Origin of the sequence: Microbulbifer sediminum (assembly GCF_021729035.1) — a bacterium.
Lineage (GTDB): Bacteria > Pseudomonadota > Gammaproteobacteria > Pseudomonadales > Cellvibrionaceae > Microbulbifer > Microbulbifer sediminum.
On the sequence record NZ_JAJSAP010000001.1, the window covers coordinates 59,573 to 74,822 of the forward strand.

Annotated in this window: 13 protein-coding genes; all 13 read left to right on the forward strand. The window is 61.2% G+C overall.

The window, feature by feature from the left end; translation table 11 throughout:
• Nucleotides 1–13: 13 nt before the first annotated feature.
• The 13 genes from LVD11_RS00275 (at nt 14) to nuoK (ending at nt 15,248) form a co-directional block, all read left to right on the forward strand.
• Complete coding sequence (locus tag LVD11_RS00275) at nt 14–442, forward strand: DNA polymerase III subunit chi (protein ID WP_237054775.1); 429 nt, start codon at nt 14–16, stop codon at nt 440–442.
• 21 nt (nt 443–463) lie between these two features.
• On the forward strand, nt 464–1,315 hold the full coding sequence (locus tag LVD11_RS00280; RefSeq protein ID WP_237054777.1) for a hypothetical protein: 852 nt from the start codon (nt 464–466) through the stop codon (nt 1,313–1,315).
• A 221-nt stretch (nt 1,316–1,536) separates the two neighbouring features.
• Nucleotides 1,537–4,308 (forward strand): valine--tRNA ligase, encoded by a 2,772-nt coding sequence (locus tag LVD11_RS00285; RefSeq protein WP_237054779.1) that lies wholly within the window; start codon nt 1,537–1,539, stop codon nt 4,306–4,308.
• 723 nt (nt 4,309–5,031) lie between these two features.
• Nucleotides 5,032–5,463 (forward strand): NADH-quinone oxidoreductase subunit A, encoded by a 432-nt coding sequence (locus tag LVD11_RS00290; protein ID WP_237054781.1) that lies wholly within the window; start codon nt 5,032–5,034, stop codon nt 5,461–5,463.
• Between the two features lie 9 nt (nt 5,464–5,472).
• Nucleotides 5,473–6,129, forward strand: coding sequence for an NADH-quinone oxidoreductase subunit B (locus LVD11_RS00295; RefSeq protein ID WP_237054783.1), 657 nt, complete (start codon nt 5,473–5,475; stop codon nt 6,127–6,129).
• Nucleotides 6,130–6,218: 89 nt separating this feature from the next.
• Entirely contained in the window at nt 6,219–8,024 is a 1,806-nt protein-coding gene (gene nuoC / locus LVD11_RS00300; RefSeq protein WP_237054785.1) for an NADH-quinone oxidoreductase subunit C/D, read from the forward strand.
• Between the two features lie 20 nt (nt 8,025–8,044).
• Nucleotides 8,045–8,611, forward strand: coding sequence for an NADH-quinone oxidoreductase subunit NuoE (gene nuoE, locus LVD11_RS00305; RefSeq protein WP_237054787.1), 567 nt, complete (start codon nt 8,045–8,047; stop codon nt 8,609–8,611).
• Nucleotides 8,589–9,893: an NADH-quinone oxidoreductase subunit NuoF gene (gene nuoF / locus LVD11_RS00310; RefSeq protein WP_237054789.1), complete on the forward strand. Its 1,305-nt coding sequence runs from the start codon at nt 8,589–8,591 to the stop codon at nt 9,891–9,893. Before nuoE ends, nuoF begins: the two co-directional genes overlap by 23 nt.
• A 24-nt stretch (nt 9,894–9,917) precedes the next feature.
• A complete protein-coding gene (gene nuoG / locus LVD11_RS00315) occupies nt 9,918–12,800 on the forward strand; it encodes an NADH-quinone oxidoreductase subunit NuoG (RefSeq protein WP_237054791.1) in 2,883 nt (960 codons plus the stop codon).
• Nucleotides 12,797–13,753, forward strand: coding sequence for an NADH-quinone oxidoreductase subunit NuoH (nuoH, locus tag LVD11_RS00320; protein WP_237054793.1), 957 nt, complete (start codon nt 12,797–12,799; stop codon nt 13,751–13,753). Before nuoG ends, nuoH begins: the two co-directional genes overlap by 4 nt.
• A gap of 49 nt (nt 13,754–13,802) precedes the next feature.
• Nucleotides 13,803–14,321 (forward strand): NADH-quinone oxidoreductase subunit NuoI, encoded by a 519-nt coding sequence (gene nuoI / locus LVD11_RS00325; protein WP_237054796.1) that lies wholly within the window; start codon nt 13,803–13,805, stop codon nt 14,319–14,321.
• Between the two features lie 68 nt (nt 14,322–14,389).
• Nucleotides 14,390–14,935 (forward strand): NADH-quinone oxidoreductase subunit J, encoded by a 546-nt coding sequence (gene nuoJ, locus LVD11_RS00330; protein WP_237054798.1) that lies wholly within the window; start codon nt 14,390–14,392, stop codon nt 14,933–14,935.
• Entirely contained in the window at nt 14,925–15,248 is a 324-nt protein-coding gene (gene nuoK / locus LVD11_RS00335; protein WP_439651248.1) for an NADH-quinone oxidoreductase subunit NuoK, read from the forward strand. Before nuoJ ends, nuoK begins: the two co-directional genes overlap by 11 nt.
• The last annotated feature ends 2 nt before the right edge of the window (nt 15,249–15,250 follow it).

A 15,250-nucleotide genomic window follows, 5' to 3' on the forward strand; every position in this document is an offset into this window, starting at 1 on the left:
TCACCGGAAAGCAATGACCCGTATCGATTTTTATGTCCTCTCCTCAGACCAGCCCCACCAGGGCGATGTCTTTGCGTGCCGCCTGGCAGAAAAGGCCTTCAGGGCCGGCATGCGGGTCCTGCTGGCCGTCGATGACCGCACCCGGGCCGGGCAACTGGACGAGCTGCTCTGGACCTTCCGTGAAGACAGCTTCCTGCCCCACGCCCCGCAGGCCGGTGAGCAGCATGCCGCGGTGGAGATCAATTGCGGTGAGGACCCGGGCCTTCACCACGGACTGCTGATCAACCTGTGCACAGAAATCCCCGCCTGGTTCAGCCGCTTCGAGCGCCTGGCGGAAATCGTGGTGCAGCAGCCGGAATCACTCGCACGCTCACGATCCCGATTCAGTCACTTTCGCGACCGGGGATATCCGTTACAATCCCACCGTATCGGCAGCAACTAACCACAGCAACAGCGCCACACCATGTCCGGTCGAAAGAACAAAAACAGGCAGCGCGGGCAGCGGCATCAGCAGCAGCGCAGGCAAGCCGGCTCCGGTGAGCCTAGGGAACTGCTGGACGAGCTGAACTCGATCCGCGACCTGCTGGGCAGCGAAGAGCTCGGCGATATCCCGCTGCTTGACCAGGTGGCGGAACCGCCTCCCAGTGCTCCGCCGGCCTCCCCCGACCGGCCGGGACCCTCCCGCCCCCGGCTGCAGCCCCTGGAAGACGCCGACCTGCCCACACTGTTCTCCCCCGAGGACGAGGATCCTGTGGAAGAGGAGCTGGCGGCCGACCCTGTCGCGCCGCCACCGGCAGCACCCGGAATCTCGACCGAGCTCAGCGCCGCCGAGCGGGCCCTGTTGCGCCCCCTCGAGGCATTGCCCGGAGAAATGGGAGCCCACCCGGCCAGGGCCGGATCAACGGGCGGCGAGCAGCAACAGGAATTGTTCGGTGACCCCGATTCCGACACCGCCGGAATGGAAAACCCCTTTCTGCCCGCGCACATCCGTGCCCGCCTGACCGGGGGGCGGGTACCCCGCTCGCAAGAGACCGAGACCATGCCGGGCCCGGCCGCGGATGCCCCCTCTCCGGAAGCTGACAGCCCAATCAGCGCCGGGGACCCCGACGGACCCGCGGACCTGGAGGTCGAGCAAAGTGAGGCAGCTACCGGGGATGCTGTACCGGCGCCCGGACCAGGGAATGAGCGCCCCTCCAGGGCAATGCAGCGCCAGCAGCTGATCGAAAAGCTGGTGGCCCGCCAGCTGCCGGAACTGGAACGCCAGTTGCGTGCACGTATCGAGGTCATGGTCGACGAGCTGATGCGCCGGCGCTGACTGCCGCAGCTGGCCATCGCCCCTCCCGGGCCCACACCACCCCCTTCCCGCCATTTTCCACAATCGGGGCCGCCCATAACTTTGCCGGCCCCCGCCCCGGCGGTATAATTCCCGCCTTTTTGGCGCCGCGTCTACGTCTGCCACAATAATCACCGGGAACGGGTGTTTCCCGGCCCGGCACCGGCGCCCGCCGTCAGTCAACAGAAGGTTTCCCCTCGCGCATGGACAAGACATACCAGCCCAACGCCATCGAACAGCAGTGGTACCAGACTTGGGAGGAGAACGGCTACTTCAAGCCCTCCGGCGACACCAGCGCCGATCCCTACTGCATCATGATCCCGCCGCCCAATGTCACCGGCAGCCTGCACATGGGCCATGGCTTCCAGGAATCCATCATGGATGCTCTGATCCGCTATCACCGCATGCAGGGCGACAACACCCTCTGGCAGGTGGGCACCGACCATGCCGGCATCGCCACCCAGATGGTCGTGGAGCGCCTGCTGGCAGCAGAGGGCAAGGATCGCCACGAGCTGGGCCGTGACAAGTTCATCGAGAAGGTGTGGGAATGGAAGGAGCAGTCTGGCGGCAACATCACCCGCCAGTTGCGCCGCCTGGGCGCCAGCCCTGACTGGTCGCGCGAACGCTTCACCATGGACGATGGCTTCTACAAGGCAGTGCAGGAAGTGTTCGTTCGCCTGTACGAGGACGACCTCATCTACCGTGGCAAGCGCCTGGTGAACTGGGACCCTAAGCTGCACACCGCAATTTCCGACCTCGAAGTGCTCAACGAGGAGGAGCAGGGTCACCTGTGGCACTTCCGCTACCCGCTGGCAGACGGATCCGGCCACCTGGTGGTTGCCACCACCCGCCCCGAAACCATGCTGGGCGATACTGCGGTGGCGGTACACCCGGAGGACGAGCGCTACCAGCACCTGATTGGCAAAAGTATCAAACTGCCCCTGGCGAATCGAGAAATCCCGATCATCGGCGACGACTATGTCGACCGCGAGTTCGGTACCGGCTGCGTGAAGATTACCCCGGCCCATGATTTCAATGACTACGAGATGGGCCAGCGCCATAACCTCGAGATGATCAACATTCTCGATGCGGACGCCAATCTCAACGACAATGTGCCGGAAGGATATCGCGGCATGGAACGCTTCGCGGCACGCCACCAGGTGGTAGACGACCTGGATGAGCTGGGCCTGCTGGAAAAAGTGGAGCCGCACACGCTGAAAGTGCCGCGCGGCGACCGTTCCGGCGTGGTGATCGAACCCTGGCTCACCGACCAGTGGTATGTGCGCACCCAGCCCCTGGCCGATGAGGCCATCAAGGCAGTGGAAGACAACCGTGTCAACTTTGTCCCTAAAAATTACGAGAACATGTATTTTTCGTGGATGCGGGACATTCAGGACTGGTGCATTTCCCGCCAACTGTGGTGGGGTCACCGTATCCCGGCCTGGTATGACAACGACGGCAACGTCTACGTGGGCCGCAATGAAAAGGAGGTTCGTGAAAAGCACGAGCTGGGCGATATCGAGTTGCGCCAGGATGACGACGTGCTCGACACCTGGTTCTCCTCCGGCCTGTGGACTTTCGGCACACTGGGCTGGCCTGAGGACACCGAGGAGTTGAAAACCTTCCACCCCACCTCGGTACTGGTAACCGGCTTTGACATCATCTTCTTCTGGGTAGCCCGGATGATGATGCTGACCCTCTATTTCAAAAAGGAGGTCCCTTTCCATACCGTGTATGTACACGGCCTGGTGCGGGACAGCCACGGCCAGAAGATGTCCAAGTCCAAGGGTAATGTGCTTGACCCCATCGACCTGATCGACGGCATCGACCTGGAAAGCCTGGTGCAGAAACGTACTACCGGCATGATGCAGCCACACCTGCGCGACAAAATCGAGAAGCAGACCCGCAAGGAATTCCCGGAGGGTATCGCCGCTTACGGTACCGACGCGCTGCGTTACACCTACTATTCCCTGGCCTCCACCGGCCGCGACATCAAGTTTGATGTGGGCCGTATCGAGGGCTTCCGGAACTTCTGCAACAAGATCTGGAACGCATCCCGTTATGTGTTGCAGAACTGCGAAGGCTATGACTGCGGCCAGGACAACAGCGGTGACTTTGAACTGTCACTGGCCGATCGCTGGATCATTTCGCAGCTGCAGCGCACCGAGCGGACCGTGCGCGAGGCACTGGATGCCTACCGGCTCGACCTTGCGTCCCAGGCGCTGTATGACTTCACCTGGGGCGAATACTGCAGCTGGTACCTGGAGCTGTCGAAGCCGGTGCTCTGGGACGATTCCGCTTCCGGGGCGGTGAAGAAAGGCACGCGCCGCACACTGATCCGTGTGTTGGAGACCATCCTGCGCCTCGCGCACCCGCTGATGCCGTTTATCACTGAGGAAATCTGGCAGCGGGTGAAGGGCCTGGCGGGCAAAAGCGGCGAAACCATCATGCTCCAGCCCTACCCCGAAGCGGATGAAAACCGTATCGACAGTGAGGCTGAAGCGGCCATCGCTGCCCTCAAGCAGGTAATCGAGGGTGTGCGCAATATCCGCGGCGAGATGAATATCTCCCCGGCCAAGAAAGTCCCGCTCATCCTCCGCGGCGGTACGGAGGCGGACCGGGAACGCCTGGACAGGGCCCATGCACTCCTGTCAAAGCTGGCCAGCCTGGAATCCATCAGCTGGATCAATACTGGCGAGGCGGCACCGGCATCCGCCACCGCCCTGGCCGGCGACATCGAGCTGCTTGTCCCCATGGCGGGCCTGATTGATGTGGCAGCGGAGAGCGCACGCCTGCAAAAGGAAATCGACAAGCTTGTGAAGGAACTCCAGCGCGTTGAGGGCAAACTGAACAATCCCAAGTTTGTCGACAAGGCTCCGGCAGCTGTGGTCGACAAGGAGCGCGGCAAGCTTGAGGAAATGCAGGGCGCACGCCGGCGCCTGGAGCAACAGCTTGAGGAAATCAGCAAGCTCTGACCCACACCAGAATAACGGCGCCACCTGGCGCCGTTTTCTTTTCTGCCGGTCTCCTTCCCCTACCGACGCATCCAGGAACCTGCTGGTCATGTTCCGTTGTAGCCCAGCGCTGCCCCGCCCGGTCCGGCCCGGCCCGGCCCGGCACCTGACAATTACCTTTTTTCCGGTCGGAACATATTTCCTGTAACGCCCTGCAGGAACAGGGTAGCCATCGTCTTTTTTCTTTCCCGCACCCCGGACCCGGAAACCGGCTGCGTGCCGTCGGCAACGATGTAATATCACCGCCAACAGAGGGCCACGAATAGCGTACTTGCGCGCATTGCCTGAGATGGATACCGGCTCATTTGATCGCTCTTGTAAGGCCGGAGTTGGTACGGGGAAATTCAGGGATTGGGCGAGGGGGCGAGAGATGTCACCTAAATTTACAGAATACAAATGTATAAGAAACAAAAACCTGATAATCAATCGTTCCAGCCATTTACTGGCGCTCTTCCTCTCCAGCATTTATATAACTGGCAGCGCTGAAAAAAAACGGCGACGACTGGCGCCGTATCAGTTGGAGACCCCGGAAACAAACAATAATGGGCCCCGGAATCCGGCACCGAATTGCCGCACGCAGCGTACTTTTCCACTTGTCTCCGAGGTTGCGCAGTAGTCACCAGGTGGTTTCAGCGATGAACCGCGGGCGAGTTTGTGCCCGCACGAGTAACGGGGAGAATTCAGTTGAACCCTGCAGAGCAGACCGACCCACAAATCTGGACACTATTCGTTTACGGCCTGGCCGTTGTTGCCCTGATCGGCGTCATGCTCGGTCTTTCCCATGTCCTCGGGCAGAGACGCCGGGACAACGCCACCGACGAGCCCTATGAATCCGGTATCGTCTCTCAGGGCAGCGCGCGCCTGCGTATTTCCGTGTCCTACTACATGGTTGCCATCCTTTTCATCGTGTTCGACCTGGAAGCCATTTACCTGTTCAGCTGGGCCATCGCCTTCCGGGAAACCGGTATTACCGGTTTTATCGAAGCTGCGATATTCATCCTGATCCTTGCCGTGGGCCTGCTATACCTCTGGCGACTGGGCGCACTGGACTGGGGCGGTAAACAACTGAGCCTCCAGCAGCGGGAACTACCGGAAGAGCCCACAACCAACGGCTGAGGAAAGGCTATGCGTTGGAAGCTGACCCAAGCACAACAGAACAGTGACCTGATCGCCGCGGATACCGGCCGTACCGAGAGCGAGCTGCTGTCAGAGGAGATCAACAGAAATGTTCTCCTCACCCGCCTTGAGGACCTGGTGGCCTGGGGCCGCGCCAACTCCCTGTGGCCATTTAATTTCGGACTCTCCTGCTGTTATGTGGAGATGGCCACAGCCTTTACCAGCCGCCACGATATTTCCCGCTTTGGTTCCGAGGTGATCCGTGCAACTCCGCGCCAGGCCGACCTGATCGTGATATCCGGTACCGTGTTCATCAAGATGGCACCGGTAATCCAGCGCCTTTACGAGCAGATGATGGAACCCCGCTGGGTAATTTCCATGGGCTCCTGTGCCAACTCCGGCGGCATGTACGACATTTACAGTGTCGTGCAGGGTGTCGACCGCTTCCTTCCGGTGGACGTCTATGTGCCCGGCTGCCCACCGCGGCCGGAAGCACTGATGCAGGGGCTGACACTGTTGCAGGAATCCATCAAGACACAGCGGCGCTCGGTCAGCTGGCTGATTGATGAACAGGGACCGCGCCCCGCCCCAAGGCCCAGCCAGCGGGATATCCATCGCGAAGAGCGCATGCGCGCGGAAAAGCTGAGGTCACCGGATACCGTCTGAACCGCCTGCAGCGCCACCGGGTTCAACTGGTCGGGGAAAGAAGCTCCTTGCCACGAGGGCACGGAAAACGATAACAACAGAGAGACCGTATGGACGGCGTAATAGCAAAAAGCGTTCACCGGGCCAGCCCTTATCGGGAGGCGGCGAAGGCATTTGTCGCCGACCTGGAGCGTGAACACCGCCTGCACAGCTATTGGCTGCAACCGGACTGCCCCGACCTGCCCACACTCTGGGTGGGCCAGGAAAACCTGTTACCGTTCCTGCGTTTCCTGAAGCAGGAAATCTCCCGCCCCTTCAGTATGCTCTACGATCTCAGCGCGATCGACGAGCGCCAGCGCCGCCATCGCGGTGACGGTGGAAGCCGGCAGCCGGAAAGTGATTTCACCGTCGTCTACCACCTGCTCTCTTTCTCTCGTGACCTGTTTATCCGGGTAAAGCTCGCACTACCCGAATCGCGGCTGTCCGCCCCGTCGGTTTCATCAATCTGGGCCAATGCCAACTGGTATGAACGCGAGGCCTGGGACCTGTTCGGGATTGAGTTTGCCGGCCACCCCAACCTGCGGCGCATCATGATGCCGCAAACCTGGGAAGGGCATCCATTGCGCAAGGACCACCACGCGCGAGCCACCGAAGTGGAACCCTTTGCCCTGTCTGCAGAGAAGCAGCGCCGTGAGCAGGAAGCGTTGCTTTTCAAGCCCGAGGAGTGGGGCATGGCCCGGGCCAGCGACAGTTCAGAATTCATGTTCCTTAACCTCGGGCCCAACCACCCGAGCGTTCACGGTGTTTTCCGCGTGGCCCTGCAACTCGATGGGGAAAAGATCATCGATGCGGTACCGGATATCGGTTACCACCACCGCGGTGCCGAGAAAATGGCCGAGCGCCAGGCGTGGCATACCTATGTTCCCTATACCGACCGCATCGACTACCTCGGCGGGGTGATGAATAACCTGCCCTATGTGCTGGCACTGGAGCAGCTCGCCGGTATCGAGGTCCCGCCACGGGCGCAGGTAATACGGGTGATGATGTGCGAACTGTTCCGCATCGCCAGTCACCTGGTGTTCTACGGCACCTTTGCCCAGGACGTTGGGCAGATGTCCCCGGTGTTCTACATGTTTGTCGATCGGGAAAAGCTGTTTGGCATCGTCGAGGCGATCACCGGTGGACGCATGCACCCCGCCTGGTTCCGCATCGGCGGCGTGGCCCAGGACCTGCCCGAGGGCTGGGACAAAATGATCCGCGAGTTTCTCGATTACATGCCCGCCCGCCTGCGCGAGTATGACGGCATGGTGATCGACAACAAGCTGTTGCAGAAGCGCACCCGGGGTATCGGCGTCTATGACCGCGCAGAGGCATTGGAATGGGGCATTACCGGTCCGGGACTGCGTGCCACAGGATACGAGTGGGACCTGCGCAAGCAGCGGCCCTACTGCGGCTATGACCAGTTTGAATTCGACATCCCCACCTTCGACGGCGGTGACTGCTTCGACCGTTGCCGCGTGCGCGTGGAGGAGATACGCCAGAGCCTGCGCATCATCCGGCAGTGCCTCGACAACATGCCCGGCGGCGCCTACAAGTCCGATCACCGGCTCACCACGCCGCCGGTCAAGGGGCGGACCATGCAGGATATCGAGACCCTGATCCAGCATTTTGTGAATAACAGCTGGGGCCCGGTGATGCCGGTCGGGGAAACCTGCTTCCCGGTGGAAGCCACCAAGGGGATTAACAGTTACCAGATTATCAGCGACGGTGGCACCAATGCCTACCGTACGAGAATAAGAACGCCCTCGTTTCCGCACCTGCAGATGATTCCGCTGATATCCCGTGGGCTGCTGGTAGCGGACCTGATTGCCATTATCGCCAGCATCGATTTTGTGATGGCGGATGTCGATCGTTAGCGACCGGTAGAGGAAACACCATGTCGAGCACCATCGCAGCGGACACAATTGAAGTAATGGAGCAACAAGATACCGACCCTCGCTCTGCAGGGCGCAGCCTTACCGCAGAAGAAAAGCGTGATATCGATCGCGAGTTCTCTCATTACGAGGACCGGGACTCGGTGGCCCTTGAGGCCCTGCGGGTGGTACAGAAGCACCGCGGCTGGATTTCCGACGACACCCTGTACGCAATCGCAGATTACCTCGCGGTCTCCCCTACGCAACTGGAGAGTATTGCCACCTGCTACCAGTTGATATTTCGGCAACCGGTGGGCAAAGAAGTGATTTTCCTCTGCAAAAGTTCCAGCTGCTGGATCATGGGGTGTGAAAAACTACAACGGCACCTGGAAGAACAACTCGGCATCCGCCCGGGGCAAACGACTCCGGACGGGATCTTTACCCTGCTGGAAACACCCTGCCTCGGCGATTGCGACAAGGCCCCGGTAATGATGGTGGGTGAGGAGATGCACCGCCACATGTCCGCTGACAAGCTGGACGAGTTCATCCTGGAAAAGAAAAAACACCATGCTGACCAATCCGCTGACTAAGAATATCGGCACCGAGGGGATCGCCACCACGCTCGAGCGCTATCTCGAGAACGGTGGTTATCGAGGCTGGCGCAAGGCATTGCAGATGTCGCCGGACGATATCATCAAGACGGTCCAGGATGCCGGGGTCCGGGGGCGCGGTGGTGCCGGTTTCAATACCGGGCTGAAATGGAGCTTTGTTCCCCGCGACGAAAAAGCCCCACCGACCCGCTACCTAGTGTGCAATGCCGATGAGATGGAACCGGGTACCTTCAAGGACCGGCTGTTGATGGAGAACGACCCTCACCTGCTGTTGGAGGGCATGGCCATTGCCGCCTTCGCCATCGGTGCCCGCCGGGCGTATATATTTATCCGCGGTGAATACCACCTGGCTGCTGCTCGCCTGGAGACGGCGATAGAAGAAGCGCGCGCGAGGAAGCTTGTTGGTACAGAGATTACGAGTACGGACTTCCAGCTGGAATTTCACGTCCATCGCAGTGCCGGCAACTACATCTGCGGTGAGGAAACTGCCCTGATCAACGCCCTGGAGGGCCAGCGTGCGATACCCCGTGCCAAACCCCCGTTTCCCCAGGTAAGCGGCCTGTGGGGGAAACCTACGGTGGTGAACAATGTCGAGACGCTCTGCAATATCCCCCACCTGATCGAACTGGGCGTGGACTGGTACAAAGGCCTGGGGCGCGGCGAGGATGGCGGCACCAAGATCTTCGGGGCCAGTGGCCGGGTGAAAAATCCTGGTGCCTGGGAGCTGCCGATGGGCACACCAATCCGGGAAATCATCGAGCAGCACGCCGGTGGTATGCAGGACGGGCTCAAGCTGCGTGGATTCCTGCCAGGTGGGGGCTCGACAGATTTCCTCGGCCCCGACCAGCTGGACCTGCCCATGGACTACGATACCGTGGGCAAGGCAGGCAGCCGCATGGGCACCGGGACAATCACCGTGCTTGATGATCAGACCTGCCCGGTGGGGCTGGTGCTCAACCTGACCCGCTTCTTTGCCCGCGAGTCCTGCGGCTGGTGCACGCCGTGCCGGGATGGACTGCCCTGGGCGGTCAAGCTACTGGCGCGGATCGAGTGCGGTGAAGCGCAGCCCGAAGACCTGGAACTGCTACGGGAGCAGGCGCAGAGAATGGGCCCGGGCAATACCTTCTGTGCGCTGGCACCCGGCGCTGCGGCACCGATCCTGAGCGCACTGAAGCTCTTTGAGCAGGACTTTAATGACCATATTAGCCGCGGCTGCTGCCCCTACGACCTGGAGCGGCAAAACATTCCGCTGGCCGTGTAGGCCCAAACCGGGGAACTGCAATCCATGCCAACCATAACCATAGACGGCAGGCAGTATGAGGTGGAAGAGGGCCAGAACCTGCTGGCCAGTTGCCTGTCACTGGGGCTGAACCTGCCTTATTTCTGCTGGCACCCGGCCATGGGGTCGGTCGGCGCCTGCCGCCAGTGCGCGATCATCGAGTACAAGGATAGCGATGATGCGCAGGGCAAGCTGGTGATGGGCTGTATGACGCAGGTTCGCGACGGCGGAATCTACAGTCTCGACGCCGAGCCGGCACGGGAATTCCGCGGCGCAGTCATCGAGGACCTGATGACCAACCACCCCCACGACTGCCCCGTCTGTGAGGAGGGGGGAGAATGTCACCTGCAGGACATGACCGAGATGTCCGGGCATACGTATCGGCGCTTTCGCGGCCTGAAGCGTACCCATCGCAACCAGTACCTGGGCCCATTCATCAACCACGAAATGAACCGTTGCATAGCCTGTTACCGCTGTGTGCGCTTTTACCGGGATTATGCCGGCGGCGATGACCTGGAGGCGCTTGGACGCAATAACCAGGTCTATTTCGGGCGCCAGTGTGACGGTAAACTGGAAAGCGGCTTCAGTGGCAACCTGGTCGAAGTGTGCCCCACCGGTGTTTTTACCGACCAGACCTTCAGTCGCCACTTCGTGCGCAAGTGGGACCTGCAGACAGCGCCGTCGGTATGTGAACACTGCGGTGTGGGCTGTAATACCGCGCCCGGGGCCCGCATGGATTTCAGCGGTCGCGATGAGAACCTGCGGCGGGTCGTCAACCTCTACAACCGCGACACCAACGGTTACTTTATCTGTGATCGCGGGCGCTTTGGCTACGAGTATGCCAACAGCGACCTCCGGATCAAGAACGTGCTGATCGCCCGCCGCGAACAGGTCATCGAATCCACCGGCAGGCGCAATGACAAGCTGCACCGGGAAATAGAACCGCCGGCGGCCCTGGAGCACCTGGCCACAGTCATCACCGACAGCCAGCGAGGACGTCGCCGCCTGGTCGGTATCGGTTCACCGCGCACCTCGCTGGAAAACAATTTTGCCCTGCGCCAGCTGGTGGGACCCGGTAATTTCTTTGCCGGCCTGAGCGCCCGAGACCTGGAATTGCTGCATACCCTGGACCACATCCAGCGTGACCCGAGAATCTCCATTCCGACCATCCCCGAGATCGAGGACGCCGACGTAATACTGGTACTCGATGAGGATATCGGCCGCACTGCACCACGGGTCGCACTCGCCCTGCGCCAGGCTGCGCGCAACAACCAGCGCGATCACGCACGGCAACTCGAGATTCCGCTGTGGCAGGACGCCTGCGTGCGGCAGTTGCGCGGTGAAAACAACCCGATCTTTGTGCTCGCCTCGAGCGCGCCCGCATCGCTGGAGGATATCGCCCGTGCACAGCGCCTGGCATCGCCCGCCGCAATCGTAAGCTTTGCCGAACAACTTGCGGCGCGAATCAGCGCCACTGACCAACCCACAACCACAGACGGGGTAGATAGCAGTAGTACACCGCTTCCGGACGCACTGGAGCACCTGCTTGAGGAGGTGGCGGAGACCCTGCTCTCGGCCAGGCGCCCTCTGGTCATTTCCGGCTGTGGCAGCCAGGAACCGGATATCCTGGCCGCGGCCGGGCAAGTAGCGGCGGCGCTTGCCGACAGGCACGGGGCCCCCTGTGCCACTTACCTCACCTGCCCGGAAACCAACAGCCTCGGGCTGGCACAGTTCTTCGGGCCCGGCGAGGGTGGCCTGGAACAATTACTGGAGGAACTGCGCCAGCGCGACTCCGTGGATCCGCCGGTAACGCTGTTGCTACTGGAGAACGACCTCTACCGGCGCCTGCCGGCCGCGGACGTGGAGTCGCTGTTCGACCGCGCTGCAGAAGTCGTACTGTTCGACTCACTACTGCAACCCTGCAGCCGTCGCGCCGACCTGGTATTCCCCGCCTCCGCCACGCCCGAATCCCAGGGAACCCTGGTCAATAGCTCGGGCATGTTGCAACGCCACTATATGGTCTACGAGGGCAGTGGCTATATCCAGGAGAGCTGGCGCTGGTTGGTGGACGCGGTCAATGATCCGGCCTGCAGCGATGTGGGGATGGACAGTCCTGCCGCGCTGTTGCGCCAATGGAAGCACTGCCACGACGTCACCGCGGCGATTGCCGCTGCAGTGTCGTGTTTCCGGGACCTGCCGGAGACCGGCCCCGACGAGAATTTCCGCATCGAGGGTATGAAGCTCGCCCGGCAGAGCCATCGCGCCAGCGGCCGAACCGCCAACCGCGCCCACTGGCAGGTCGCCGAACAGGCGCCACTGACAGACCCCGACTCCCCCTTCAGTTTCACCATGGAGGGCGTGCAGTACGCGGGCGCCACGCCGCTGCAGGCCAATATCTGGTCGCCGGGCTGGAACTCCAACCAGGCCATCCACAAGTTCCAGCAGGGTGTCGGCGGGCCGCGCCGGGGGCGCGAACCTATCCCACGCCTGCGGCGTGAGCCGACAGCTATACCGGTGCTGCTGGCGAAACAAAGGGCTGGACAAAAGCCCGGCCAATTCTGTCTGGTCCCCACGTGGCAACTGTTCGGCTCAGGGGAATTGAGCAATTACAGCGATGCCATTGCCGGGCTTGCCGATGGCCCCTGTGCACAACTCAATACCGCGGATGCCGGCGCGCTGGGCCTGGAACCGGGCGGGCGATTGCAGCTGCGCATGTCCGGTGCCGAGATCACCCTGCCCGCGTCAGTCTCGGACCGTATCGCCCCGGGGGTAATCGGCATCCCGGTGGGATTGCGGGCGGCACCGGACCTGGGTGCCATGCTACCAGCAGCGGCTGAAATCGTGCGCATCGAAAACCCTGAGCCGGTCGAACCGGGAGAGAGCCTATGAGCACCACTGTCTGGGTTTCGCTGGCAAATATCTTCGGAGTGCTGGGCGCAGCGGTATTACTCGCTGCATTGCTGACCTGGGGCGAACGGCGCCTGCTGGGGTTCTGGCAGGACCGTCCGGGCCCCAATCGGGTGGGCCCGTTCGGACTGTTCCAGGTCGTGGCGGATATGATCAAGCTTTTTTTCAAGGAGGATTTCATTCCGCGTTTCGCCGACCGGCCGGTGTTTATCCTCGCCCCCACGATCGTCATGGCGTCGATGCTGCTGGGCTTCGCCGTCATTCCCGTAGCGCCAATGGTGGGCGTGATCGACCTGAATGTCGGCCTGTTGTTCTTCCTGGCCATGTCTTCGATGGCGGTCTACAGCGTGATCCTGGGCGCCTACGCCTCCAACAACAAGTATGCCCTGTTGGGTGGGTTGCGGGCGGCGGCGCAGACAGTTTCCTATGAAGTGTTTATGGGCCTCTCCCTGATGGGCGTGGTGATGATGGCGGGCAGTTTCAACCTGCGTGAGATCGTGCTGGCCCAGCAGGGTGGCTGGTTTATCCTGCCCCAGGCCATTGGTTTCCTCGTGTTCTTTATCGCCGGTATCGCCGAGAGCCATCGCCTGCCATTCGACCTGCCCGAGGCCGAGCACGAACTGACGGCAGGTTTCCACACCGAGTACTCCAGCATGAAGTTCGGCATGTTTTTCGTGGGGGAATACCTTTCGGTAATCCTGATTTCCGCGCTGGTCACTACCCTGTTCCTGGGTGGGTGGCTCGGTCCGTGGCTGCCACCAGTTGTCTGGTTCTTCCTCAAGACCGGCTTCCTGGTCATGATTTTTGTCCTTCTGCGTGCCGCCATACCGCGGCCGCGCTACGACCAGTTGATGCAGTTCGGCTGGAAAATCATGCTGCCACTGGCACTGGCAAACCTGCTGGCTACCGGGGGGGTATTGCTATGGCTCGGATAATTCACCGCCGAGACACTCTGCCGCAGGGCGCGAAAAGGAGGCAAGAGCGATGATTGCAAGTCAATTGCGCAGTATGTGGCTGGTTTTCCGTCACCTGTTCAGTCGCAATGCCACTGTCGAATACCCGGATGAAAAGCCCTACCTGGCTCCGCGCTACCGGGGGCGGATTGTTCTCACCCGGGATCCGGACGGTGACGAGCGCTGCGTAGCTTGTAACCTCTGCGCCGTCGCCTGCCCGCCGGACTGCATCTCACTGCAGAAGACCGAGGACGAGGACGGACGCTGGCGACCAGAGTATTTCCGCATCAATTTTTCCCGCTGCATCATGTGCGGGCTCTGCGAAGATGCCTGTCCCACTTACGCGATCCAGCTGACGCCGGATTTCGAGATGTGCGAGTACGACCGCCAGAATATGGTTTATGAGAAAGAGGACCTGCTGATCAGCGGGCCGGGCAAGTATCACGATTACAGCTTTTATCGCGTCGCGGGCATGTCAATTTCCGGCAAGGACAAGGGCGAGGCTGTCAATGAGGCAGAGCCCGTCGATGTGCGCAGCCTCAACCTTTGATAGCCGCTGCCAGGGCTTCCCACAGGGGAAGACCGAAAAGGATAACAACCTGAACCGAGGGAAAAGGCATGTATCCAGTCTATTTTTACCTCACTGCCGCAGTTGCCGTCGTCGCTACGGCAATGGTGATTTTCAGCCGCAATGCGGTCCACGCGCTGCTGCACCTGATCGTTTCCCTCCTCGCGGTGGCAGTGATTTTTTTCCAGCTGGGCGCACCACTGGCGGCGGCACTGGAGGTCATTGTCTATGCCGGCGCAATCATGGTGCTGATGGTGTTTGTCATCATGATGCTCAACCAGGGCGATGCGGCCGTGGCACAGGAGAGCACCTGGCTTCAGCCCGGAAGCTGGGTGGGTCCCGGCATACTGTCGGGCATCCTGCTGGTCCAGCTGGTGCTGATGCTGATGCTGGCCGGCCAGGGTACTGCTGCGAATGGAGCCGGGACCGCCGAAATCAGCTATGTAGGCGCGAGGGAGGTGGGTATATCACTGTTCAGCCGCTACCTGCTGGCGGTAGAGCTGGCCTCCATGCTGTTGCTGGCCGGGCTGGTCGGAGCCTTCCACCTGGCGCGGCAAAAACCCACCGCGGACATGGGGGCGAGCCATGATGAGTGAAACACTTTCCCAGGGCGGCATGTACCACGGCCTGGCACTGGCGGCCATCCTGTTCTGCCTGGGCCTGGCCGGGATGCTGGTGCGGCGCAATATCCTGTTCATGCTGATGTGCATCGAAATCTGTACTAACGCCGCTGCACTGGCATTTGTGGTGGCCGGGGCGCACTGGGGAACCACAGACGGCCAGGTCATGTTCATCTTTGTGATAACCCTGGCAGCAGCCGAAGTCGCCATCGCCCTCTCGCTGGTGTTGCAACTCTATCGTCGCCGGCACACGGTGGATATCGACCAACTTAACTGGATGCGGGGTTAGCC

What these genes read in the sequence shown, in the direction of transcription:
- nuoE (WP_237054787.1), top strand. Translation starts at nt 8,045, where the DNA reads ATGTCGAGCACCATCGCAGCGGACACAATTGAAGTAATGGAGCAACAA.
- nuoK (WP_439651248.1), top strand. Translation starts at nt 14,925, where the DNA reads ATGATGAGTGAAACACTTTCCCAGGGCGGCATGTACCACGGCCTGGCA.
- nuoI (WP_237054796.1), top strand. Translation starts at nt 13,803, where the DNA reads ATGATTGCAAGTCAATTGCGCAGTATGTGGCTGGTTTTCCGTCACCTG.
- nuoJ (WP_237054798.1), top strand. Translation starts at nt 14,390, where the DNA reads ATGTATCCAGTCTATTTTTACCTCACTGCCGCAGTTGCCGTCGTCGCT.
- nuoH (WP_237054793.1), top strand. Translation starts at nt 12,797, where the DNA reads ATGAGCACCACTGTCTGGGTTTCGCTGGCAAATATCTTCGGAGTGCTG.
- LVD11_RS00285 (WP_237054779.1), top strand. Translation starts at nt 1,537, where the DNA reads ATGGACAAGACATACCAGCCCAACGCCATCGAACAGCAGTGGTACCAG.
- nuoC (WP_237054785.1), top strand. Translation starts at nt 6,219, where the DNA reads ATGGACGGCGTAATAGCAAAAAGCGTTCACCGGGCCAGCCCTTATCGG.
- nuoG (WP_237054791.1), top strand. Translation starts at nt 9,918, where the DNA reads ATGCCAACCATAACCATAGACGGCAGGCAGTATGAGGTGGAAGAGGGC.
- LVD11_RS00295 (WP_237054783.1), top strand. Translation starts at nt 5,473, where the DNA reads ATGCGTTGGAAGCTGACCCAAGCACAACAGAACAGTGACCTGATCGCC.
- nuoF (WP_237054789.1), top strand. Translation starts at nt 8,589, where the DNA reads ATGCTGACCAATCCGCTGACTAAGAATATCGGCACCGAGGGGATCGCC.
- LVD11_RS00280 (WP_237054777.1), top strand. Translation starts at nt 464, where the DNA reads ATGTCCGGTCGAAAGAACAAAAACAGGCAGCGCGGGCAGCGGCATCAG.
- LVD11_RS00275 (WP_237054775.1), top strand. Translation starts at nt 14, where the DNA reads ATGACCCGTATCGATTTTTATGTCCTCTCCTCAGACCAGCCCCACCAG.